At 60.2% G+C, this 23,637-nt stretch carries 24 protein-coding genes; 12 read left to right on the top strand and 12 right to left on the bottom strand.

Annotation, left to right across the window (positions count from 1 at the left end; genetic code table 11):
* Positions 1-93 precede the first annotated feature (93 nt).
* From NK667_RS22795 to hisC, 5 genes are all read left to right on the top strand, one after another.
* Positions 94-333: a BolA family protein gene (locus NK667_RS22795; protein ID WP_046052891.1), complete on the top strand. Its 240-nt coding sequence runs from the start codon at positions 94-96 to the stop codon at positions 331-333.
* Between the two features lie 22 nt (positions 334-355).
* A complete protein-coding gene (gene murA / locus NK667_RS22790; RefSeq protein ID WP_054049887.1) occupies positions 356-1,621 on the top strand; it encodes a UDP-N-acetylglucosamine 1-carboxyvinyltransferase in 1,266 nt (421 codons plus the stop codon).
* A gap of 211 nt (positions 1,622-1,832) precedes the next feature.
* Positions 1,833-2,468, top strand: coding sequence for an ATP phosphoribosyltransferase (gene hisG, locus NK667_RS22785; RefSeq protein ID WP_054049885.1), 636 nt, complete (start codon positions 1,833-1,835; stop codon positions 2,466-2,468).
* Positions 2,469-2,594: 126 nt separating this feature from the next.
* Entirely contained in the window at positions 2,595-3,920 is a 1,326-nt protein-coding gene (gene hisD, locus NK667_RS22780) for a histidinol dehydrogenase (RefSeq protein ID WP_054049882.1), read from the top strand.
* 2 nt (positions 3,921-3,922) lie between these two features.
* Positions 3,923-4,975, top strand: a complete 1,053-nt coding sequence (gene hisC, locus NK667_RS22775; protein WP_054616128.1) for a histidinol-phosphate transaminase — start codon at positions 3,923-3,925, stop codon at positions 4,973-4,975.
* A 123-nt stretch (positions 4,976-5,098) separates the two neighbouring features.
* Here hisC and algW read toward each other — a convergent pair whose 3' ends face one another.
* Complete coding sequence (algW, locus tag NK667_RS22770) at positions 5,099-6,253, bottom strand: Do family serine endopeptidase AlgW (protein WP_054049878.1); 1,155 nt, start codon at positions 6,251-6,253, stop codon at positions 5,099-5,101.
* A 102-nt stretch (positions 6,254-6,355) separates the two neighbouring features.
* Between algW and NK667_RS22765 the strand changes: the two genes are divergently transcribed.
* From NK667_RS22765 to cysN, 3 genes are all read left to right on the top strand, one after another.
* Complete coding sequence (locus NK667_RS22765; protein WP_054616127.1) at positions 6,356-7,114, top strand: Nif3-like dinuclear metal center hexameric protein; 759 nt, start codon at positions 6,356-6,358, stop codon at positions 7,112-7,114.
* A 247-nt stretch (positions 7,115-7,361) separates the two neighbouring features.
* A complete protein-coding gene (gene cysD, locus NK667_RS22760) occupies positions 7,362-8,279 on the top strand; it encodes a sulfate adenylyltransferase subunit CysD (protein WP_054049875.1) in 918 nt (305 codons plus the stop codon).
* A gap of 9 nt (positions 8,280-8,288) precedes the next feature.
* The gene (gene cysN / locus NK667_RS22755) at positions 8,289-10,187 is read left to right on the top strand and encodes a sulfate adenylyltransferase subunit CysN (RefSeq protein WP_054616126.1); all 1,899 of its coding nucleotides are present in this window, start codon (positions 8,289-8,291) and stop codon (positions 10,185-10,187) included.
* 168 nt (positions 10,188-10,355) lie between these two features.
* Here the strand turns inward: cysN and NK667_RS22750 are convergent, their stop codons facing one another.
* Genes NK667_RS22750 through NK667_RS22740 form a run of 3 tightly spaced genes read right to left on the bottom strand, consistent with a single transcriptional unit; the run spans position 10,356 to position 13,760 of the window.
* Positions 10,356-11,261, bottom strand: coding sequence for an acyltransferase (locus tag NK667_RS22750; RefSeq protein WP_054616125.1), 906 nt, complete (start codon positions 11,259-11,261; stop codon positions 10,356-10,358).
* Positions 11,262-13,361, bottom strand: a complete 2,100-nt coding sequence (gene pta / locus NK667_RS22745) for a phosphate acetyltransferase (RefSeq protein WP_054049868.1) — start codon at positions 13,359-13,361, stop codon at positions 11,262-11,264. It lies immediately after the preceding gene.
* A 60-nt stretch (positions 13,362-13,421) separates the two neighbouring features.
* Positions 13,422-13,760, bottom strand: coding sequence for a DUF3565 domain-containing protein (locus NK667_RS22740; RefSeq protein WP_083471363.1), 339 nt, complete (start codon positions 13,758-13,760; stop codon positions 13,422-13,424).
* Between NK667_RS22740 and NK667_RS22735 the strand changes: the two genes are divergently transcribed.
* The 3 genes from NK667_RS22735 (at position 13,729) to NK667_RS22725 (ending at position 16,134) form a co-directional block, all read left to right on the top strand.
* Complete coding sequence (locus NK667_RS22735; RefSeq protein ID WP_008150718.1) at positions 13,729-14,214, top strand: FKBP-type peptidyl-prolyl cis-trans isomerase; 486 nt, start codon at positions 13,729-13,731, stop codon at positions 14,212-14,214. The genes NK667_RS22740 and NK667_RS22735 overlap by 32 nt on opposite strands.
* Before the next feature lie 121 nt (positions 14,215-14,335).
* Complete coding sequence (locus NK667_RS22730) at positions 14,336-14,818, top strand: glutathione peroxidase (RefSeq protein WP_054049864.1); 483 nt, start codon at positions 14,336-14,338, stop codon at positions 14,816-14,818.
* Between the two features lie 212 nt (positions 14,819-15,030).
* Entirely contained in the window at positions 15,031-16,134 is a 1,104-nt protein-coding gene (locus NK667_RS22725; protein ID WP_054616124.1) for an NADH:flavin oxidoreductase, read from the top strand.
* 114 nt (positions 16,135-16,248) lie between these two features.
* On the opposite strand, the gene NK667_RS22720 is transcribed toward NK667_RS22725, so the two are convergent.
* Both NK667_RS22720 and cysZ read right to left on the bottom strand, forming a co-directional pair.
* Positions 16,249-17,448, bottom strand: a complete 1,200-nt coding sequence (locus NK667_RS22720; RefSeq protein WP_054616123.1) for a glycosyltransferase family 4 protein — start codon at positions 17,446-17,448, stop codon at positions 16,249-16,251.
* 29 nt (positions 17,449-17,477) lie between these two features.
* Entirely contained in the window at positions 17,478-18,239 is a 762-nt protein-coding gene (cysZ, locus tag NK667_RS22715; protein ID WP_054616122.1) for a sulfate transporter CysZ, read from the bottom strand.
* Positions 18,240-18,554: 315 nt separating this feature from the next.
* Between cysZ and trxB the strand changes: the two genes are divergently transcribed.
* Complete coding sequence (gene trxB, locus NK667_RS22710; RefSeq protein WP_054049855.1) at positions 18,555-19,517, top strand: thioredoxin-disulfide reductase; 963 nt, start codon at positions 18,555-18,557, stop codon at positions 19,515-19,517.
* Between the two features lie 175 nt (positions 19,518-19,692).
* Here the strand turns inward: trxB and NK667_RS22705 are convergent, their stop codons facing one another.
* The 6 genes from NK667_RS22705 to folM all read right to left on the bottom strand — a co-directional run bounded on the left by NK667_RS22705 (position 19,693) and on the right by folM (position 23,572).
* The gene (locus tag NK667_RS22705) at positions 19,693-20,943 is read right to left on the bottom strand and encodes a 2-aminoadipate transaminase (RefSeq protein WP_054616121.1); all 1,251 of its coding nucleotides are present in this window, start codon (positions 20,941-20,943) and stop codon (positions 19,693-19,695) included.
* A gap of 221 nt (positions 20,944-21,164) precedes the next feature.
* On the bottom strand, positions 21,165-21,503 hold the full coding sequence (locus tag NK667_RS22700) for a HopJ type III effector protein (RefSeq protein ID WP_054049851.1): 339 nt from the start codon (positions 21,501-21,503) through the stop codon (positions 21,165-21,167).
* Complete coding sequence (locus NK667_RS22695) at positions 21,496-21,792, bottom strand: DUF1244 domain-containing protein (protein WP_054049849.1); 297 nt, start codon at positions 21,790-21,792, stop codon at positions 21,496-21,498. Before NK667_RS22695 ends, NK667_RS22700 begins: the two co-directional genes overlap by 8 nt.
* 98 nt (positions 21,793-21,890) lie before the next feature.
* The gene (folX, locus tag NK667_RS22690) at positions 21,891-22,262 is read right to left on the bottom strand and encodes a dihydroneopterin triphosphate 2'-epimerase (protein WP_054049847.1); all 372 of its coding nucleotides are present in this window, start codon (positions 22,260-22,262) and stop codon (positions 21,891-21,893) included.
* A 2-nt stretch (positions 22,263-22,264) separates the two neighbouring features.
* Entirely contained in the window at positions 22,265-22,840 is a 576-nt protein-coding gene (folE, locus tag NK667_RS22685) for a GTP cyclohydrolase I FolE (protein ID WP_054616120.1), read from the bottom strand.
* A gap of 21 nt (positions 22,841-22,861) precedes the next feature.
* Complete coding sequence (gene folM / locus NK667_RS22680) at positions 22,862-23,572, bottom strand: dihydromonapterin reductase (RefSeq protein WP_054616119.1); 711 nt, start codon at positions 23,570-23,572, stop codon at positions 22,862-22,864.
* Positions 23,573-23,637: the final 65 nt, after the last annotated feature.

Below are 23,637 nucleotides of genomic sequence, written 5' to 3'. Positions count from 1 at the left end.
CCGTCAGAGTCCTGTGAATGCGGGGTTCGCAGGCGCGGGGCTTTTTTGTATGATGTCCGACCCGCGCGCACAGGGCGCCGATTGAGGTTGAGCATGCAGGCCGTAGAAGTGAAGAGCTTTCTCGAAGGAAAGCTGCCGGGAACTCAAGTCGAAGTTGAAGGCGAAGGCTGCAACTTTCAGCTGAACGTGATTAGCGATGAACTGGCGGCGTTGAGCCCGGTGAAGCGTCAGCAGCAGATCTATGCCCATTTGAACCCATGGATCACCGATGGCAGCATCCATGCGGTCACTATGAAATTTTTCAGCAGCGCGGCCTGGGCCGAGCGCACCTGAGCCCAAGGGCGTCGAGATTCTTATGGATAAATTGATTATTACTGGCGGCGTTCGTCTTGATGGCGAAATCCGCATCTCCGGGGCAAAGAACTCTGCCCTGCCGATCCTCGCCGCCACCTTGCTGTGCGACGGCCCGGTCACCGTGGCCAACCTGCCGCACCTGCACGACATCACCACCATGATCGAGTTGTTCGGTCGCATGGGCATCGAGCCGGTGATCGACGAGAAGCTGAGCGTTGAAATCGACCCGCGCACCATCAAGACCCTGATCGCACCGTACGAACTGGTGAAAACCATGCGTGCCTCGATCCTGGTGCTGGGCCCGATGGTTGCGCGTTTCGGTGAAGCCGAAGTCGCACTGCCTGGCGGTTGCGCCATCGGTTCGCGTCCGGTCGACTTGCACATCCGTGGTCTTGAAGCCATGGGCGCGGTCATCGACGTCGAAGGCGGCTACATCAAGGCCAAGGCGCCGGAAGGTGGTTTGCGCGGTGCGCACTTCTTCTTCGACACCGTCAGCGTGACCGGCACCGAAAACATCATGATGGCCGCTGCACTGGCCAAGGGCCGCAGCGTCCTGGCTAACGCCGCGCGCGAGCCTGAAGTCATCGACCTGGCGAACTTCCTGATCGCTATGGGTGCCAAGATCACTGGCGCCGGCACCGACACCATCACCATCGATGGCGTTGAGCGTCTGCACCCGGCCACTTACAAAGTGATGCCGGACCGGATCGAAACCGGTACCTACCTGGTCGCGGCTGCCGTGACCGGCGGTCGTGTGAAGGTCAAGGACACCGATCCGACCATCCTCGAAGCCGTTCTGGAAAAACTTCGTGAGTCGGGTGCAGAAATCACCTGCGGCGACGACTGGATCGAGCTGAACATGCACGGCAAGCGGCCAAAAGCCGTTAACGTGCGGACCGCTCCGTACCCGGCGTTCCCGACCGACATGCAGGCGCAGTTCATCTCCCTCAACGCCATTGCCGAAGGCACGGGTGCAGTGATCGAGACGATCTTCGAAAACCGCTTCATGCACGTGTATGAACTGCACCGCATGGGCGCCAAGATCCAGGTCGAAGGCAACACTGCCATCGTTACCGGCACCGAGAAGCTCAAAGGCGCGCCAGTCATGGCCACCGACCTGCGTGCTTCGGCCAGCCTGGTGATCTCGGCGTTGATCGCTGAAGGCGACACCCTGATCGATCGCATCTACCACATCGACCGTGGTTACGAGTGCATCGAAGAGAAACTGCAGATGCTCGGCGCCAAGATCCGCCGCGTACCGGGCTAGTTTCTGCTGCAATTGTGGCGAGGGAGCTTGCTCCCGTTGGACTGCGCAGCAGTCCCGCTGTTGGGGCCGCTTCGCGACCCAGCGCGAGCAAGCTCCCTCGCCACAGTTTGCTGTTAACTGATTTGCTTCATCGAGGCTGTGATGGCCTCGATGTGTGTCCGGCGCCGTTTGCGACCGGGCATGAGTACCTTGATAAGGACTGACGTTTCCCATGTTGACCATCGCACTGTCCAAGGGCCGCATCCTTGACGACACCCTGCCGCTTCTGGCTGAAGCGGGCATCGTGCCGACCGAGAATCCGGACAAGAGCCGCAAGCTGATCATCCCCACGACCCAGCCTGACGTCCGTCTGCTGATCGTGCGCGCCACCGATGTGCCGACTTACGTCGAGCATGGTGCCGCGGACTTGGGCGTCGCCGGTAAAGATGTGTTGATGGAATACGGCGGCCAAGGCCTCTATGAGCCACTCGACCTGCGAATTGCCCTGTGCAAACTGATGACCGCCGGCAAGGTTGGCGCCATTGAGCCCAAGGGTCGTCTGCGCGTCGCCACCAAGTTCGTCAACGTTGCCAAGCGCTATTACGCCGAGCAGGGTCGTCAGGTCGACATCATCAAGCTTTACGGCTCGATGGAGCTGGCACCGCTGATTGGCCTGGCCGACAAGATCATCGACGTGGTCGACACCGGCAACACGCTGCGGGCCAACGGCCTGGAGCCACAGGAATTCATCGCTGACATCAGCTCCCGGCTGATCGTCAACAAGGCTTCGATGAAAATGCAGCACGCCCGTATCCAGGCGTTGATCGACACCCTGCGCAAGGCAGTGGAGTCTCGACACCGCGGCTGATTCACCTGCGCGACGTTAAGTCGCGCCCGTCTATCCGCCTCATAGCCAGAATTCTCAGGTGCCCAAGCGGAAACGACTGCTAAGTTAGGGCGCCTGAGTTTTTGCCATTCCTATGAGGCTCTCGCTATGACCGCACCGACTGCAATTCGCCGACTCAACGCTGCTGACCCGGATTTCGCGCATCATCTGGATCATCTGCTGAGCTGGGAAAGTGTGTCTGACGACTCGGTCAATCAGCGGGTGCTGGACATCATCAAGGCTGTGCGCGAGCGTGGCGATGCGGCGCTGGTTGAATTCACCCAGAAGTTCGATGGCTTGCAAGTCGCGTCCATGGCCGACCTGATCCTGCCGCGCGAACGCCTGGAGCTGGCCCTGACTCGTATCACCGTGCCCCAGCGCGAAGCGTTGGAAAAAGCCGCGGCGCGGGTGCGCAGTTACCACGAAAAGCAGAAACAAGACTCCTGGAGCTACACCGAAGCCGATGGCACGGTGCTCGGCCAGAAAGTCACGCCGCTGGATCGCGCCGGCCTGTACGTGCCGGGCGGCAAGGCGTCGTACCCGTCGTCGGTGCTGATGAATGCGATTCCTGCCAAGGTCGCCGGCGTGACCGAAGTGGTCATGGTCGTGCCGACCCCGCGCGGTGAACTCAATGAATTGGTGCTGGCCGCAGCCTGCATCGCTGGCGTGGACCGGGTGTTCACCATTGGCGGTGCCCAAGCGGTAGCCGCGCTGGCCTACGGCACCGAAAGCGTGCCGAAGGTCGATAAGGTCGTGGGCCCGGGCAACATCTATGTCGCCACCGCCAAGCGCCACGTGTTCGGTCAGGTCGGCATCGACATGATCGCTGGCCCGTCGGAAATCCTCGTGGTGTGCGACGGCCAGACCGATCCGGACTGGATCGCCATGGACCTGTTCTCCCAGGCTGAGCACGACGAAGACGCCCAGGCGATCCTGGTCAGCCCGGACGCCGAGTTCCTCGACAAGGTCGCCGCGAGCATCGCCAAGTTGCTGCCGACCATGGAGCGCGCCGAGATCATCGAAACCTCGATCAACGGCCGTGGCGCATTGATCCTCGTGCGCGACATGGAACAAGCCATCGAAGTGGCCAACCGTATCGCGCCGGAACACCTGGAATTGTCGGTCGCTGATCCGCAAGCCTGGTTGCCGCAGATTCGTCACGCCGGTGCGATCTTCATGGGTCGCCACACCTCTGAAGCCTTGGGCGATTACTGCGCCGGGCCGAACCACGTGTTGCCGACCTCCGGCACCGCGCGTTTCTCGTCGCCGCTGGGTGTGTATGACTTCCAGAAACGCTCGTCGATCATCTTCTGTTCCGAGCAGGGTGCTTCCGAACTGGGCAAGACCGCTTCCGTGCTGGCCCGTGGCGAGTCGCTGACTGCTCACGCCCGCAGCGCCGAATACCGCATCGTTGACGATAAGAAGGTTGACTGAACATGAGTAAATTCTGGAGCCCTTTCGTCAAGAGTCTGGTGCCTTACGTGCCGGGCGAGCAGCCGAAACTGGCGAAACTGGTGAAGCTCAACACCAACGAAAACCCGTACGGTCCATCGCCCAAAGCCTTGGCCGCGATGCAGACCGAACTGAACGACAACCTGCGCCTGTACCCGGACCCGAACAGCGATCTGCTGAAGAACGCCGTGGCTACTTATTACGGCGTGCAGAGCAATCAGGTATTCCTCGGCAACGGTTCCGATGAAGTCCTGGCGCACATCTTTCACGGCCTGCTGCAACACGACAATCCAGTGTTGTTCCCGGACATCAGCTACAGCTTCTACCCGGTCTACTGCGGGTTGTACGGCATTGCGTTCGATGCTGTGCCGCTGGACGCGCAGTTCCAGATCAACCCGGCGGACTATGCCAAGCCGAATGGCGGGATCATTTTCCCAAACCCGAACGCGCCGACTGGATGCCTGTTGGCGCTGGACGCCGTGGAGCAAATCCTCAAGGCCAGCCCGGATTCGGTGGTGGTGGTCGATGAAGCGTATATCGACTTCGGCGGCGATACCGCGATCAGCCTGGTGGACCGTTACCCGAACCTGCTGGTGACCCAGACCCTGTCCAAGTCCCGTTCCCTGGCGGGCCTGCGCGTCGGTTTGGCGGTGGGGCACCCGGACCTGATCGAGGCGCTGGAGCGGATCAAGAACAGCTTCAACTCCTACCCGCTGGATCGCTTGGCGAATGTCGGGGCAGCGGCGGCGTTCGAGGATCGCGAGTACTTCGACAAGACTTGCCGCTTGGTCATCGAGAATCGCGAGAAGGTTGTCGCGCAGTTGCAAGCGAAGGGTTTTGAAGTGCTGCCGTCGGCGGCGAACTTCATCTTCGCCCGGCATCCGCAGCACGATGCGGCTGGGCTGGCGGCGAAGTTGCGTGAGCAGGGTGTGATTGTCCGGCACTTCAAGCAGGAGCGGATTGCCCAGTTCCTGCGAATCTCCATCGGCACGCCAGAGCAAAACCAGGCGCTGATCGACGGCCTCGGCGACCTCTAACACACCACGGAACCCAATGTGGGAGCGGGCTTGCTCGCGAAGACGGCAGCACATCCAGCAATGATGTGACTGACATACCGCTTTCGCGAGCAAGCCCGCTCCCACATTGGTTTGTGGTGGTGCTTACTCTTCTTCTTTGACCGGGGCCGGCGGCGGACGCAGGCCAATCTCGGCGCTCAACTTGAGCTCCTTGCCGTTACGCATCACCTGGATCGTGACCTTGTCGGTCGGTTTGATCCGCGCCACCTGGTTCATCGAGCGGCGGCCATCACCGGCCGGTTCGCCGTCGATGCTGAGGATCACGTCGCCCAATTGCAGGCCGGCCTTCTGTGCCGGACCGTCACGGAAAATCCCTGCCACCACAATCCCCGGACGCCCGGACAGGCCAAACGATTCCGCCAGTTCCTGGGTCAGCGGCTGCACTTCGATCCCGAGCCAGCCACGAATCACCTGGCCGTGTTCGATGATCGACTTCATCACTTCCATCGCCAGTTTGACCGGGATCGCGAAGCCGATGCCTTGGGAACCGCCGGATTTGGAGAAGATCGCAGTGTTGATGCCAGTCAGGTTGCCATTGGCATCCACCAGCGCACCGCCGGAGTTGCCGGGGTTGATCGCGGCGTCGGTCTGGATGAAATCTTCGTAGTTGTTCAGGCCGAGCTGGTTACGCCCGGTGGCGCTGATGATGCCCATGGTGACGGTCTGGCCGACGCCGAACGGGTTGCCGATGGCCAGCGCGACGTCGCCGATGCGAATGTTGTCGGAACGGCCGATGGTGATCGCCGGCAGGGTTTTCAGGTCGATCTTCAATACCGCGAGATCAGTTTCCGGGTCGCTGCCGATCACCCGCGCCAAAGTCTCACGGCCATCCTTGAGCGCCACGACAATCTGGTCGGCGCCAGTGGTCACGTGGTTGTTGGTCAGGATGTAGCCTTCCGGGCTCATGATCACGCCGGAACCCAGACTCGACTCCATGCGCTTCTGCTTGGGCGAGTTGTCGCCGAAGAAGCGGCGGAACTGCGGGTCTTCGAACAACGGATGATTCGGTTTATTGATGACTTTGGTGGTGTACAGGTTGACCACCGCCGGCGCGGCAATGACCACGGCATCGGCATAAGACACCGGGCCCTGTTGCACGCTGGTGGTTTGCGGTGCTTGTTGAAGATTGACATCAAGGCTCGGAAGCCCGACCCACTGCGGGTAACGCTGGATTATCAACAGAGCGATAAGCACGCCGGCCAACAGCGGCCAGCCGGAAAAACGCAGCGCCTTAAGCATTAAGCAAGTCCTGGAAAGGTTGCAGGTGGTATGAGACCGCCCATAATGTCGCGCATTATACGAGGCGAGCGCGCCTCTGAACGGGATATTTAGGAGTCTTTTATGGCCGTCGCCCTGAGCACCCTGGTCGAAGAAGCCGACCGTTACCTTAACAGTTCAAAGATCGCCGACTACTGCCCCAATGGCTTGCAGGTCGAGGGCCGTCCGCAAGTGATGCGCATCGTCAGTGGCGTCACTGCCAGCCAGGCGCTGCTGGACGCGGCGGTCGAGGCCAAGGCCGATCTGGTGCTGGTGCATCACGGCTATTTCTGGAAGGGCGAGAACCCCTGCATCACCGGGATGAAGCAGCGCCGCTTGAAAACCCTGCTCAAGCACGACATCAGTCTGCTGTCTTATCACTTGCCGCTGGATCTGCACCCGGACGTCGGCAACAACGTGCAGCTTGCGCGTCAGTTGGACATCACTGTCGAAGGCCCGCTGGACCCCGACAACCTGAAAGTCGTCGGCCTGGTCGGCTCGTTGAGCGAACCGATGAGCCCCCGCGACTTTGCCCGTCGCGTGCAGGAAGTCATGGGGCGCGAACCGTTGCTGATTGAAGGCAGCGAAATGATTCGTCGGGTCGGCTGGTGCACGGGCGGCGGTCAGGGCTATATCGATCAGGCGGTGTTGGCGGGGGTCGATCTGTACCTCAGCGGTGAAGCGTCCGAACAGACGTTCCACAGTGCCCGGGAAAACGACATCAGCTTCATCGCCGCCGGGCATCACGCTACCGAGCGCTACGGGGTTCAGGCCTTGGGCGATTACCTGGCGCGACGCTTTGCCCTGGAGCACATCTTCATCGACTGCCCGAACCCGATCTGAAACCACCGTCCCTCTGTAGGAGCGAGGCTTGCCCGCGAAGAACGATAACGCGGTTTCCCCGAGACACCGTGTAATCGTCTTCGCGGGCAAGCCTCGCTCCTACAAGGGCTGTAGCCCAAACGAGGGGGTATATTCATATACCCTTTCGATCTAGTTGGCGTCCTGATTAGAAGGGGGCCGCTGTGCTAGGATTCCCCGCTCGAACACGGCCCGCTGGCCGTCCATAAGATCGTTTTCGTGAGTAGCCATGGTCGACAAACTGACGCATCTGAAACAGCTGGAGGCCGAAAGCATCCACATCATCCGCGAGGTCGCCGCCGAGTTCGATAACCCGGTGATGCTGTACTCCGTCGGTAAAGACTCCGCCGTGATGCTGCACCTTGCGCGCAAGGCATTCTTCCCGGGCAAACTGCCGTTCCCGGTGATGCACGTCGATACCCGGTGGAAGTTCCAGGAAATGTACGCATTCCGCGACCGCATGGTCGAAGAACTGGGCCTGGACCTGATCGTCCACGTCAACCCCGATGGCGTTGCGCAGGGTATCAATCCGCTGACCCACGGCAGTGCCAAACACACCGATATCATGAAAACCGAAGGCCTGAAACAGGCCCTCGACAAGTACGGTTTCGACGCCGCTTTCGGTGGTGCCCGCCGCGATGAAGAGAAGTCCCGTGCCAAAGAGCGCGTGTATTCCTTCCGCGACACCAAGCACCGCTGGGACCCGAAAAACCAGCGTCCGGAGTTGTGGAACGTCTACAACGGCAACGTCAACAAGGGCGAATCCATTCGTGTATTCCCGTTGTCGAACTGGACCGAACTGGATATCTGGCAGTACATCTACCTCGAAGGCATCCCAATTGTGCCGCTGTATTTCGCCGCCGAGCGCGACGTTATCGAGATGAATGGCACCTGGATCATGATCGACGACGAACGTCTGCTCAATCACCTGAGCGATGAAGACAAGGCGCGCATCGTCAAGAAAAAAGTGCGTTTCCGTACGCTGGGCGACTACCCGTTGACCGGTGCGGTCGAGTCCGAGGCCACCAGCCTGACCGACATCATTCAGGAAATGCTCCTGACGCGAACTTCCGAACGCCAGGGCCGGGTCATCGACCACGATGGCGCAGGCTCGATGGAAGAAAAGAAACGTCAGGGTTATTTCTAAGGGGTTGTCATGTCGCACGTATCTGATTTGATCAGCGAGGACATCCTCGCCTACCTGGGCCAGCACGAACGCAAGGAAATGCTGCGCTTTCTGACCTGTGGCAACGTCGACGACGGCAAGAGCACCCTGATCGGGCGCCTGCTGCACGACTCCAAGATGATCTACGAAGATCACCTGGAAGCCATCACCCGCGATTCGAAAAAGTCCGGCACCACCGGCGACGACATCGACCTGGCCTTGCTGGTCGACGGCCTGCAGGCTGAGCGTGAGCAGGGCATCACCATTGATGTTGCCTACCGCTACTTCTCCACCGCCAAGCGTAAATTCATCATCGCCGACACCCCCGGCCATGAGCAGTACACCCGCAACATGGCCACCGGTGCCTCCACCTGTGACCTGGCGATCATCCTGATCGACGCCCGCTACGGCGTGCAGACCCAGACCCGTCGCCACAGCTTTATCGCCTCGTTGCTGGGCATCAAGCACATCGTGGTTGCCGTCAACAAGATGGACATCAACGGCTTCGATGAAAGCGTGTTCGAGTCGATCAAGGCCGATTACCTGAAGTTCGCCGAAGGCATCGCATTCAAGCCGACCACCATGGCGTTCGTGCCGATGTCGGCGCTGAAGGGCGACAACGTGGTGAACAAGTCCGAGCGCTCGCCGTGGTACACCGGCCAGTCGCTGATGGAAATTCTCGAGACCGTCGAGATCGCCAACGACCGCAACTACACCGACCTGCGTTTCCCGGTGCAGTACGTCAACCGTCCGAACCTGAACTTCCGTGGTTTTGCCGGCACCCTGGCCAGCGGCATCGTGCACAAGGGCGACGAAGTCGTGGTGCTGCCGTCGGGCAAGAGCAGCCGCGTGAAATCCATCGTCACCTTCGAAGGTGAGCTGGAGCACGCAGGTCCGGGTCAGGCTGTAACGCTGACCATGGAAGACGAGATCGACATCTCTCGCGGCGACTTGCTGGTGCACGCCGACAACCTGCCGCAAGTGACCGACGCCTTCGACGCCATGCTGGTGTGGATGGCCGAAGAACCGATGCTGCCGGGCAAGAAATACGACATCAAGCGCGCCACGTCCTACGTGCCGGGTTCGATCACCAGCATCGTCAACCGCGTTGACGTGAACACGCTGGAAGAAGGTCCGGCGAGTTCGCTGAATCTGAACGAGATCGGTCGGGTCAAGGTCAGCCTCGACGCCGCCATCGCACTGGACGGTTACGCGAGCAACCGCACCACCGGCTCGTTCATCGTCATCGATCGTTTGACCAATGGCACCGTCGCCGCTGGCATGATCATCGCTCAACCGTTGGCCCATGGCAGCAGCACGCACCACGGCAAACTGGCGCACGTCGCTACCGAGGAACGCGCCCAGCGCTTCGGCCAGCAACCGGCTACCGTGTTGTTCAGCGGCTTGTCCGGCGCGGGCAAAAGCACCCTGGCTTACGCGGTTGAACGCAAGTTGTTCGACATGGGCCGTGCGGTGTTCGTACTGGATGGCCAGAACCTGCGTCACGACCTGAACAAAGGTCTGCCGCAGGATCGTTCCGGGCGTACCGAGAACTGGCGTCGTGCGGCGCACGTTGCGCGTCAGTTCAACGAAGCCGGTTTGCTGACCCTGGCGGCATTCGTTGCGCCGAGTGCCGAAGGTCGCGAGCAGGCGAAGGACCTGATCGGCAAGGAGCGTCTGCTGACGGTCTACGTCCAGGCCTCGCCAACCGTGTGTGCCGAACGTGATCCGCAAGGGCTGTATGCCGCCGGTGGCGACAACATCCCGGGCGACTCCTTCCCGTACGACGTGCCGCTGGACGCTGACCTTGTGGTTGACACCCAGTCGCTGTCGCTGGAAGAAAGCGTCAAGCGAGTGCTGGATCTGCTGCGTCAGCGTGGCGCGATCTAAGCGTTAGCTGCACATAAAAAACCCGCCGATGAGTGATCATCGGCGGGTTTTTTTGTGCCAGGTGATTTTCCAATGTGGGAGCGGGCTTGCTCGCGAATACGGACTGACATTCAACACTGTTGTCGACTGACACACCGCTTTCGCGAGCAAGCCCGCTCCCACAGGGGATCAGCGTTTGGCTGGGTATTCGCGATGCATCTGCCCCAGCAACGCATCCTTGTCTTCCCACAGCTGATTGATCCAGCCCTGGAACTGCAATCGATACTCGCCGTCCTGGTCGTAATTCTTGCCAATGAACTGCGGCGGTATTTTCAGCTCCTGAAAATGCACCACCACGTCTTTCACGTTACCGCAGAGCAAATCCCAATACCCGGGACGACCAGCAGGGTAGTGAATGGTCACATTGACGATCGACTCCAGCTGTTCACCCATCGCATCCAGCACAAACGCAATGCCACCGGCCTTGGGCTTGAGCAGGTATTTGAACGGCGATTTCTGCTGGGCATGCTTGCCTTCGGTGAAGCGCGTGCCTTCGACGAAGTTGAAGATCCCCACCGGGTTGTTGCGGAACTTGTCGCAAGTCTTGCGGGTGGTTTCCAGGTCTTTGCCTTTCTTCTCAGGGTGCTTTTCCAGATAGGCCTTGGAGTAGCGTTTCATGAACGGGAAGCCGAGCGCCCACCACGCCAGGCCAATCACCGGGACCCAGATCAGCTCTTGTTTAAGAAAGAACTTCAACGGCTGGATACGGCGGTTGAGCACGTATTGCAGCACCATGATGTCGACCCAGCTCTGGTGGTTGCTGGTGATCAGGTACGAGTGCTGATAGTCCAGCCCCTCAAGACCACTGAGGTGCCAGCGGGTGCGGCAGACCAGGTTCATCCACGCTTTGTTATTGCTGATCCAGGCTTCGTGGGTGTGGCTCATCAGCCAACGCGTGAAACGCTGGGTGAGGGCGAAGGGCAGCACTTTGAACAGTGCCACGATGAACAGAAACGAGCACAGCAGAATGGTGTTCAGCGCCAACAACAAAGAGGCAATCACACCGCGCACGGCGGCAGGCAGGAAATCCAGCATTTAAAGATCCATAGGTCGGTTGGCAGCTTGAATCGCGGTCAACGCGATGGTGTAGACGATGTCATCGACTTGCGCGCCGCGCGGTAGGTCGTTCACCGGTTTGCGCAGGCCTTGCAGCATCGGGCCGAGGCTCACGCAATCGGCGCTGCGTTGCACGGCTTTGTGGGTGGTGTTGCCGGTGTTGAGGTCGGGGAACACGAACACCGTGGCGCGACCGGCGACCTGACTGTTCGGCGCCAATTGCCTGGCCACGGTTTCGTTGGCGGCGGCGTCGTACTGCAACGGGCCGTCGATCAGCAGCGAGTTCTGTTGTTCGTGGGCGAGCAACGTCGCTTCGCGGACCTTCTCGACTTCTTCGCCGCTGGCGGATTCACCGCTGGAATAGCTGATCATCGCCACCCGTGGAATGATCCCGAACGCCGCTGCCGAGTCGGCGCTTTGCAACGCGATCTCGGCCAGTTCGCTGGCGCTCGGGTGCGGGTTCATCACGCAGTCGCCGTAGACCAGCACTTCCTCCGGGAACAGCATGAAGAACACTGACGACACCAGCGTGCAGCCCGGCGCGGTCTTGATCAGTTGAAGAGCCGGGCGGATGGTGTTGGCGGTGGAATGAATGACCCCGGACACCAGGCCATCGACTTCATCCAGCGCCAGCATCATGGTGCCGATCACCACGGTGTCTTCCAGTTGCTGCTCGGCCATCGGCGCGTTGAGGCTTTTGCTTTTGCGCAGGGCCACCATCGGTTCGATGTAATTGCCGCGAATCAGGTCCGGGTCAAGAATCTCCAGCCCCGGCGGCAACTCGATACCTTGTGCGCGGGCCACGGCTTCAACATCTTCCGGTTTCGCCAGCAACACGCAACGGGCGATGCCTCGGGCCTGGCAGATCGCGGCGGCTTGTACGGTCAGCGGCTCGCTGCCTTCGGGCAACACGATGCGCTTGTTGGCGGCCTGGGCGCGCTGGATCAATTGGTAACGGAACACTGCCGGCGACAAGCGCATTTCCCGTGGCGTGCCGCAACGCTGATGCAGCCACTTGGCGTCGAGATGGCTGGCGACGAAGTCGGTGATGATCTCCGCACGCTCGCGGTCGTCGATCGGGATTTCCTTGTTCAGGCCGTTCAACTGGTTGGCGGTGTCGTAGGAGCCGGTGCTCACCGACAATACTGGCAGGCCCGCCTGCAAGGCGCCGCGACACAGGTCCATGATCCGTGGGTCGGGCAGAGTGTCGCTGGTCAGCAACAGGCCGGCCAGGGGCACGCCGTTCATGGCGGCAAGGCTGACCGCGAGGATGATGTCGTCGCGATCGCCCGGCGTCACCACCAGTACGCCGGGCTTGAGCAGCTCCACGGTGTTGCGCATGGTGCGGGCGCAGATGATGATTTTGGTCATGCGCCGGGTTTCGTAGTCACCGGCATTGAGAATCTGCGCGCCCATCAGGTCGGCCACATCGCGCGTGCGCGGGGCGTTCAGTTCTGGCTGGAACGGGATGCAGCCGAGCAAGCGGAAGTCGCCACTGCGCAGTAACGGCGAGTGTTCCTTCAGGCGCGAGGCGAAGGCTTCCATGCTTTCATCGGTCTTGACCTTGTTGAGGATCACGCCGAGGACTTTCGGGTCTTTCGGCCCGCCGAACAATTGCGCCTGCAATTCCACCCTGCCGGACAGCTCGGTCAGCACTTCGTTTTCCGGTGCCGAGACCAGGATCACTTCGGCGTCGAGGCTTTTGGCCAAGTGCAGATTGACCCGCGCGGCGTAACTCGCGCTGCGGGTCGGGACCATGCCTTCAACAATCAGCACATCTTTACCGACGGCCGCCTGCTGATACAGGGTGATGATTTCTTCGAGCAACTCATCCAGCTGACCGTCGCCGAGCATGCGCTCGACATGGGCCAGGCCCAGCGGTTGCGGCGGCTTGAGGCCGTGAGTGCGCGCCACCAATTCGGTGGAACGCTCAGGGCCGGTGTCGCCCGGATGCGGTTGGGCGATCGGTTTGAAAAAGCCGACTTTCAGCCCGGCTCGCTCAAGGGTACGCACCAGCCCGAGGCTGATGGAGGTCAGACCCACACCAAAATCGGTGGGCGCGATAAAAAAAGTTTGCATGCGGATTCTCTGGAGGTGCATGGCAATGGCGGCGGCCTATGGCTGGCCGTCTACCGAAATTCAGTCGCCAAGGTTATCGCTAACCGAGCCTTGTGCGCACCAACCGCAAGCAAAGGGTTGGCCTATTTTTTCAATACGTTGTGCCGGGTCGAGGACCCAGGCCCGAGACTGCCAGGGCGGCTGATGGCGCAGGTGTTGGGTGTGGCCACAGGAAAGCTCGGCCACCCAATGTCCATCCTCGTCTTGATGAAAGCCTGTGACCGTTGAGGGTTTCATGGCGATCCGTCTGTCCGGGTTGTGTTCGCTTTCGGGCGATTGCTTCGCTAAACTCGTTCTTTCTATATTCTTCTGCAAAAGGTCTCGCCCCATGCTGATCGCCGCCAATAAGGCTGTCTCCATCGACTATACCCTGACCAACGACGCTGGTGAGGTCATCGACAGCTCCGCCGGCGGCGCGCCGCTGGTCTACCTGCAAGGCGCAGGTAACATTATCCCGGGCCTGGAAAAAGCCCTGGAAGGCAAAACCGTCGGTGACGAACTGACCGTTGCCGTAGAACCTGAAGATGCCTACGGCGAATACGCTGCCGAACTGGTCAGCACCTTGAGCCGCAGCATGTTCGAAGGCGTCGACGAACTGGAAGTGGGCATGCAGTTCCACGCTTCCGCTCCGGACGGCCAGATGCAAATTGTCACCATCCGTGACCTGGACGGCGACGATGTCACCGTCGACGGCAACCACCCGTTGGCCGGTCAGCGCCTGAATTTCCAGGTCAAGATCATCGACATCCGTGACGCCAGCCAGGAAGAAATCGCGCATGGTCACGTCCATGGCGAAGGTGGCCATCACCACTGATTTCTGCGCTAAGCTCAGAGTACTGGAGAGGCGCCCGAGGGCGCCTTTTTAGTCCGCGGCTGTCCCAGACGGCGCCGCCAAGTGGCTGTTTCGAGAAGAACACGGGAATTTGGAGTTCGTCATGAGTGCTTTCCACGACCTTAATTTGAAAGCCCTGGATGGTCAGGATCTACCTCTGGCACCCTTCAAGGGTCACGTCGTGCTGGTGGTCAACGTTGCCTCCAAATGTGGTTTGACCCCACAGTACGCGGCGCTGGAAAACCTCTACCAGCAATACAAAGGTAAAGGTTTCAGCGTGCTGGGCTTGCCGTGCAACCAGTTTGCAGGACAGGAACCGGGCACCGAGCAAGAGATCCAGGAATTCTGCAGCCTCAACTATGGCGTGACTTTTCCGTTGTCCAGCAAGCTGGAAGTCAACGGTCATGAGCGTCATCAGTTGTACCGTTTGCTGGCGGGCGAGGGCGCGGAGTTTCCAGGGGACATCACCTGGAACTTCGAAAAATTCCTGCTCGGCAAAGACGGGCGTGTCTTGGCGCGGTTTTCGCCACGCACGGCACCGGATGATCCGACGATCATCCATGCGATTGAAAAAGCTCTGAGCTAATCCCCCCTGCACTTGTAGGAGCGAGGCTTGCCCGCGAAGGCGTCATGTCATTCAGCATTGATAGCGGCTGATCTGACGCCTTCGCGGGCAAGCCTCGCTCCTACATGTATTCGACCTTTTAGACCTTAATCACCGCAATCAATAGTGCTGTTCAAGGCTGGCAACTCTCCATATTATCGCCGTCATAAAGTCATTTCCCCGTGGAGCGTCCCATGCCCGTCAAAGCCTTGTTCAAACCGTTCCACCTCGGCACCCTCGAACTGCCGACCCGTGTCGTCATGGCGCCGATGACCCGCTCCTTTTCTCCAGGCGGCGTTCCCAACTCCAAAGTGATCGAGTACTACCGTCGCCGCGCCGCTGCGGGTGTGGGCCTGATCATCACCGAAGGCACCACCGTCGGTCACAAAGCCTCGAACGGCTACCCGAACGTGCCGCACTTCTATGGTGAAGCTGCGTTAGCCGGCTGGAAGAAAGTCGTTGATGCCGTGCACGCCGAAGGCGGCAAGATCGTTCCGCAACTGTGGCACGTGGGCAGTGTGCGTCGTATCGGCACTGAGCCGGACGCCAGCGTTCCAGGTTACGGCCCGTCGGAAAAACTCAAGGACGGTCAGGTCGTGGTTCACGGCATGACTAAGCAAGATATCCAGGACGTGATCGCCGCCTTCGCCCAGTCTGCCAAAGACGCGCAAAGCATCGGCATGGACGGCGTGGAAATCCATGGCGCTCACGGCTATCTGGTGGATCAGTTCTTCTGGGAAGGCACCAATCAGCGCACCGACGAGTACGGCGGCAGCCTGGCCAACCGTTCGCGTTTCGCCATCGAATTGATTCAAGCCGTGCGTGCGGCGGTTGGCGAAGGTTTCCCGATTATTTTCCGTTTCTCCCAGTGGAAGCAGCAGGATTACACCGCGCGCCTAGTGCAGACCCCGGATGCGTTGGGTGAATTCCTCAAGCCGTTATCCGACGCCGGCGTGGATATTTTCCACTGCTCGACGCGACGTTTCTGGGAGCCGGAGTTCGACGGTTCCGAACTGAACCTGGCTGGCTGGACCCGCAAACTGACCGGCAAACCGACCATCACCGTGGGCAGCGTTGGCCTGGATGGCGAGTTTCTGCAGTTCATGGTCAACACCGACAAGATCGCCCAACCGGCCAGCCTGGAAAAACTGCTGGAGCGTTTGAACAACGATGAGTTTGACCTGGTGGCTGTCGGTCGTGCGCTGCTGGTGGACCCGGACTGGGCGCAGAAAGTGCGTGATGGTCGTGAGGAAGACATCCTGCCGTTCAGCCGTGAAGCGTTGATGACGCTGGTTTAAGCCGCGACTGGAAGGGCCTCTTCGCGGGCAAGCCTCGCTCCTACGGGATTGATGTCGATCACAACCGATCGACACAACTCAACCCTGTAGGAGCGAGGCTTGCCCGCGAAGCTTTTAAGGCAATAACGCGGCATTCGGCAGAGACTGCCCCTGCACACAAGCCCCCCGCAACTGCCCCTCAAACTGCTCGATAATCGCTGCCCAACCCTGGCGACTCGCATGCTGACGCGCATTCAGCCGCACGCAGCGCAAGGTTTCCCTTTCCTCCAGCAACCAGCGCGCCGCATCGCAAAACGCCTCTTCATCCCCCGGCATCGCCAACACGCCGTTGTAGCCGTGGCGAATGTGCTGACCCGCCGCCGCCATGTCGTACGCCACCACACCCAACCCCGAGGCCAGCGCCTCCAGCACCACATTGCCGAAGGTTTCGGTCATGCTCGGAAACAGAAAAACATCCCCTGACGCGTAGTGACTGGCCAAGGCTTCCCCGCGCTGTGAGCCGCAGAAAATCGCCTCCGGCAATTCCTTCTCCAGGGCCATCCGCAACGGTCCGTCGCCGACCACGATCAGCTTCAGGTTTCGCTGTGGATAAGTCTCCTTTAACGTTTCGAAGCTGCGTTTGAGCAATCCCAGATTCTTCTCCGGTGCCAGGCGACCGACATGGATCACTGCAACGTCATCGTCCGCCAATCCCCACTGCTCACGCAGCGCGTTCAGGCGTTTGGCCGGGTGAAACAGTTGGCTGTCGACGCCTCGAGACAACAGCGCCAGGCGTTCGAACTGCCGGCGTTCCAGTTCAAGCCGCTGGCTGACGCTGGGCACCAAAGTCAGGGTCGAGCGGTTGTGAAACCAGCGCAGGTAGTGGGTCAGCAGGCGCGTCAGCAGGCCGAGCCCGTACTGGCTTGAGTACTGCTGGAAGTTGGTGTGAAAACCGCTGACCACCGAAATCCCCAAGCGTCGCGCGGCACGCAAGGCCGACAAACCCAGCGGCCCTTCAGTGGCGATGTACAGCACGTCGGGGCGATGGCGTTTCCAGCGGCGCAGCAATTTGTGCATCGACGACTGACCCCACTGCAACCCCGGATAACCCGGCAGCGGCCAGCCGCGACACAGCAGCAACTCATCGTCACTGCCCATCTGGCGATCACAGCCCTGGCGCGGTCGCACCAGCTCGACCTGATGCCCGCGCGCGCGCAAACCATCGCACAAGCGGCCAAGGGTATTGGCCACGCCGTTGATTTCCGGTGGGAAAGTTTCGGTGATCAGGGTGATATGCAGAGCTGTCGTCATGACCTCAGTGTCGGCTGAGGCCATGTCGTCATTGTGTCATTGCGGTGATGGATTTATGACGTCGTACGCTGGGGCACCAGGTTTTCCGCGCCACGCTCACGCACCCAGAACAGCGTCGCCCCGGCCACGGCCGCAGGCATCATCAGGATGTTCACCACTGGAATCAGCAACACCAGATACACGATCCCGCCGAAGCTCATGCTCTGCCAGCGCTTCTCGCGCAACCAGGCGAGCATCTCGTTCCAGCCGAGCTTGTGGTTGTCCGCTGGGTAGTCGATGTACTGGATCGCCATCATCCATACGCCGAACAGCAGCCATAGCGGCGCGGCGATGATGTTCACTACCGGGATGAACGAGAGGATGAACAGCCCGATGGCACGCGGCAGGAAGTAGCCGAGCTTGCGCATTTCCCGGGCGAGGGTGCGCGGGATCATTTCGATCAGTTCGCCCCAACTGAAGGCCGGGAAGTCGTCGGTGCCGCGCACCACCACTTCGACTTTCTCCGCGAGGAAGCCGTTGAACGGCGCGGCGATGACGTTGGCGAGCATGGTGAAGGTGAAGAACACCATCAGCACCACCAGCACCACGAAAATCGGCCAGAGGATGTAACTGAGGAAACTCAGCCAGTCGGGCAGGGACGGCATCAGTGTGTCGACCCACAGACTGAATTGATGGCCGGCCAGGTAAATCAATCCGACGAACAGCACCAGGTTGATCATCAGCGGCAGCAACACGAACAAACGCAGGCCCGGGCTCAGGACCAGCTTGAGGCCTTCGCGCAGGTATTGCGGGCCGGACAGAACAGGGGCGGGCATAGGGTGCTCCGAGCAGAGGGTAAACGCGCCGACCTTACCGACTTTGCCGGGCGGGTGAAAGCGCGGCATTGGCATCGACATTCACTGTAACAAAGGCGTCTATAAAATCACGGTAACGGGATAGAGACCGCCTATGAGCTGGATTGTTAAACCGTATTTCCTTAATCTTCGCCCCCTCGATACGCTGCACCCATTCTTTTTACAGGACTGTCGAGCTCAAGCCTTCCCCAAGTGCTTTCAACAGTCCTTTTTTATTCCCGCCGGCAAACCCGGCGTTCCGCGCCAGATATTCGGGCCGGTTAACAGGAGCAGGTCATGTCTGAAGTCCGTCATTCGCGAGTGATTATTCTCGGTTCCGGCCCTGCCGGTTACAGCGCTGCGGTGTATGCCGCCCGCGCCAACCTCAAGCCACTGCTGATCACTGGCATGCAGGCTGGCGGTCAACTGACCACCACCACCGAAGTCGACAACTGGCCGGGCGACGTCCATGGCCTGACCGGCCCGGCGCTGATGGAGCGGATGAAAGAGCACGCCGAACGCTTTGAAACCGAGATCGTCTTCGATCACATCAATGCCGTGGACTTCGCTGCCAAGCCGTACACCCTGACCGGTGACAGCGCGACTTACACCTGCGACGCCCTGATCATCGCCACCGGCGCCAGCGCTCGTTACCTGGGCCTGCCGTCGGAAGAAGCGTTCATGGGCAAAGGCGTTTCGGCCTGCGCAACCTGCGACGGTTTCTTCTACCGCAACAAGCCAGTGGCTGTGGTCGGTGGCGGTAATACCGCTGTGGAAGAAGCGCTGTACCTGGCCAACATCGCCAGCACCGTGACCCTGATCCACCGTCGTGAAACCTTCCGCGCCGAGAAGATCCTGATCGACAAGCTGAATGCCCGGGTTGCTGAAGGCAAGATCATCCTCAAGTTGAACTCGAACTTGGACGAAGTCCTGGGCGACAACATGGGCGTGACCGGTGCTCGCCTGAAGAACAACGACGGCAGCTTCGACGAGCTGAAAGTCGATGGCGTGTTCATCGCCATCGGCCACACCCCGAACACTTCGCTGTTCGAAGGTCAACTGACGTTGAAAGACGGCTACCTGGTGGTGCACGGCGGCCGTGAAGGCAACGCCACTGCAACTAACCTCGAAGGCATCTTCGCCGCCGGTGACGTGGCTGACCACGTTTACCGTCAAGCGATCACCTCCGCTGGCGCTGGCTGCATGGCGGCACTGGACGCCGAGCGTTACCTCGACGATCTGCAGAACGTTAAGTTCTGATCGCGTTGAAATGAAAAAACCGGCCTCGGCCGGTTTTTTTGTGCCCGCGATTTCATGGTCAATACAGGACTAGTGTGGGAGCGGGCTTGCTCGCGAAGGCGGCGCAACATTCAATATTGATGTCGGCTGACACACCGCTTTCGCGAGCAAGCCCGCTCCCACAGGGGATGTGTGATCAGGTCAGTTTTTTCAGGCATGCCTCGAAGATGTCCAGGCCTTCTTCCAGAACCGTAGCCTCGGTGGTCAGCGGCGCCAGCAGCCGAATGATGTTTCGCGACTTTCCGCTCGGCATCAGCAGCAAGCCCGCATCCCGGGCCAGGGCCAGCAACTGCGTCAATTGCGCTGAGGCCGGTGAGCCATCGGCGTTACTCAACTCGATGCCGCGCATGGCGCCGACGCCGGTCAGGCGCCCCAGATACGGCGAAAGCTTGCTGACGCGCCAGGCTTCGTAACGGCTGACGATGGCTTCTTCCTGCTGTGAACCCCAGGCGTTCAGGTTCGCATCGGTCATCTCGTCCAGGGTTGCCAGTGCTGCCGCGCAGGCAATCGGGTTACCTGAATAGGTGCCGCCCAGTCCGCCCTTGGGCAAGGTGTCGAGCAAGGACTTGCGCCCGACCACCGCACCCAGCGGCACGCCGCCGGCGATGCTTTTAGCGAGCAGGATCAGGTCCGGTTCGATGCCCAGTCGCGAGAAGGCAAAACGTTCGCCGGTACGGCCAAACCCGGACTGGATTTCATCAGCGATCAGCAGGATGTTTTTCTCGTCACAGAAGCGCCGCAACGCCTGGGCGAATTCCACGTCCATCGCCAGGAAACCCGCTTCGCCCTGCACCGGTTCGACGATAAAACACGCCACGTCATTGACGTCGATCTCGACGCTGAACAACCGATCCATCGCCTTCAGCGCTTCGGCGCAGGTCACGCCGTTGTCCTTGCTTGGGAAAGGCAGGTGATACACCGGGCCCGGCAGCACGCCGACTTTCTGTTTGTAGGGCGCGACTTTGCCATTGAGGTTGAGGGTGGCCAGCGTGCGGCCATGGAAGGCGCCATCAAACGCGATGACAGCTGTGCGGCCGGTGGCACCACGCACGATCTTCAGGGCGTTTTCCGCCGCTTCTGCGCCACTGTTGGTGAGCATGCCGCTGACCGGGTAGCTCACCGGAATGAACGCCGTCAGACGATCCATCAGTTCGAGGTAGGGCGTATGCGGGGCTGCGTTGAACGCGTAGTGGGTCAGCCGGGTGGCTTGTTCGCGAATGGCCTCGACGATGCGCGGGTTGCAGTGGCCGAGGTTCAGCACGCCGATGCCGCCGACAAAGTCGATGTAGCGTTTGCCCTCGGTGTCCCAGACCTCGGCGTTTTTGCCGTGGCTGAGCGTGACGGGATGCACGACGTTGATCGACTGGCTGATGGTTTCGCTGCTCATGGATACCTGACTCAGAAGAAGGGTTGCTTCTTTTTATCTAAGCCGTGAGCAGGGGGCACCGGCAAACGAAATAAAGTCGCCGGGTCAATCTTAAAAGTCGGGATGTGTTGCAGGGGCACGGCTTGCCGGCGATGGCGGTCTTGAGATTGCCTTCGCGGGCAAGCCTCGCTCCTACAGAAAAGCGTTTAATCGTGGGCAGGCCGTGCGCCCATCAAAGGCGGTTAGCGGCGGGTCAGTGGTTGCTGGGTGAATTTCACGCCGGCCAGACCCTGCGCGATCAGCGCGCGGATATTGCCGTGATCGTTGCCCTCAGGCGTGGCCACTACCGAACGATAGTGTTCGCCAAACGCCAGCAGCGCTTCTTCATCGCTCAAGCCTTCCAGCAGTGCCAAGCCCAAAGTCTTGCACGAGCCTTCGTTCTGCCCGGCGGCGTTTTCCACGCCACCGTTGTTGAAGGCTTGCGGCTGATAGTCGTAACCGGCGGCGATAAAGGCCAGGGTGTCGGCGAAAGCGTGTTCGCCGCTGTTGAGGCTGGCGCGCAGGGTGTTCAAATCACTCATTGGGTTTTCCTTTGGCGAACGCCGCTTGTTGTTCGGCGCTGGCTTCTTGCTGGTATTGGGCTTTCCACTCGGCGTAAGGCATGCCGTAAACCACTTCACGGGCGTCGTCGAGGGTGACTTCGATCTGGCGTTCGTCAGCGGCGGCCTTGTACCACTTGGACAGGCAGTTGCGGCAGAAACCCGAGAGGTTCATCAGGTCGATGTTCTGCACATCCTTGCGGCTGTCCAGATGGGCGACCAGCCGGCGAAAGGCGGCGGCTTCAAGTTCCAGGCGTTGTTGATCGGTCATAGGGGTCTCTGCGAGACAGCTGTAAGCGGCAAGCTTCAAGCTGCAAGTTGGGGATGCGTTGGCCGTTAGCTTACCGCTTGAAGCTGGAAGCTTGAAGCTTAGCGGCTTGCCGCGAGCGTAATCGACACCGACTCGGCAAATCGCAGGGCATGGGGTTTGTCTACTTCCACTTCGGCGTACAGCACCGATTCGTTGACCATGACCAGATCGAGAATTTCCTGGGTCAGGCGTTCGAGCAAGGCGAAGCGATTACCTTCCACGTGGGCGATGATCGCCTTGGTGATGGTGCGGTAGTTCAGCGCGTGATCGATGTCGTTGTCGCGCACCGCTTCTTGCGCCGCGTACAGGATGGTGAGGTTGATCAACACGTCCTGCTTGTTGAGGATTTCGTCCTCGTTGATGCCGATGAAGGTGCGCAGGCACAGGTCCTTGACCCGGATGCGCGCCATTCCTGGTTGAAGTTGTGGCATTGCTACTTGCTCCGTCCAATCAATTGCAGGAACTCCTGGCGGGTGTTGCTCGACTCGCGGAAGGCGCCGAGCATCACTGAGGTGTTCATGGTCGAATTCTGTTTCTCGACGCCACGCATCATCATGCACATGTGCTTGGCCTCGATCACCACGGCGACACCGGCGGCGTCCGTCACATGTTGCACTGCTTCGGCGATCTGCCGGGTGAGGTTTTCCTGAATTTGCAGGCGACGGGCGAACATGTCCACCAGTCGTGCAATCTTCGACAGGCCCAGCACCTTGCCCGTCGGAATATAAGCCACATGCGCCTTGCCGATGAAGGGCAGCATGTGGTGCTCGCACAGCGAATAGAGCTCGATGTCGGCGACGATGATCATCTCGTCGGTATCCGATGAAAACAGCGCACCGTTGACGATTTGCTCGACGCTTTGCTCGTAGCCATGACACAGGTATTGCATGGCCTTGGCGGCGCGCATCGGTGTGTCTTGCAGGCCTTCGCGGTCGGGGTTTTCACCCAGGCCAATGAGGATTTCTCGATAGCTCTGGGACAAGTCGTTCTGAGGCAGGGATAACGTCATGAAACATCCTCGCGGGGCGGCTTATTTGACGTGCCGTCCGCCGTTGACGGTCAGGGTCGTGCCGGTGACATAAGGGTTGTCGAGCAGATACCGCAGGCTCTGATAGATCACTTCGCTGCCGGGCTCGATGCCCAGCGCGGACTTGGCCAAAGCCTTGGCGCGGTACGCCGCGTTGTCGTCGGGATTGAACAATAGCAGGGCTGGCGCGATGCCGTTGACCTTGATCGTTGGTGCATATTTCGCGGCGAAGGACAGGGTCAGGCTGTCGAGTCCGGCTTTGCTGGCGCAGTAGCCGATATGCTGGCTGCTGCCCTTGCGGGTCACGTCGTCGCTGATGTGCACGATGTCGGCGGGGCTAGAGCGTTCGAGCAAGTCGGCGCAGTGCAGGTTGATCAGGTAGGGCGCGAGCATGTGCACACTGAACATTCGGGTAAAAGCCTGGGCGTCGGTGTCCGGGGTTTCGGCCAGCCATTCGGAGGCGTTGTGGACAATCGCCCGCAGGCTGTCGGTGTGGGACTTGAGTTCGCTGATGAACGCGAGGATGCCGCTTTCGCTGGAGAAGTCCCCGAACACCGCCGTCGCGCCCAGATCGCGCAACGCTTGCACGCCGGGGCGTTCGCTGCGGTAGCTGAAGATCACCCGATGGCCATCTTCGAGCAAACGCTGTGCACAGTGCAGACCGACACGCTGGCCGGCACCGGTGATGAGGATTGGGGCTGCGGAAGAGGTCATGAACGGCTCGCATCGCGGTTAGAGCAAAACTATACCAGCGCGCGGCGACGTACACCTATTGTGGG

This window comes from Pseudomonas nunensis (assembly GCF_024296925.1).
Taxonomy (GTDB): Bacteria; Pseudomonadota; Gammaproteobacteria; order Pseudomonadales; family Pseudomonadaceae; genus Aquipseudomonas; species Aquipseudomonas nunensis.
Note: the sequence above shows the minus strand (reverse complement) of the source record. Positions and strands in the feature narration are given on the sequence as shown.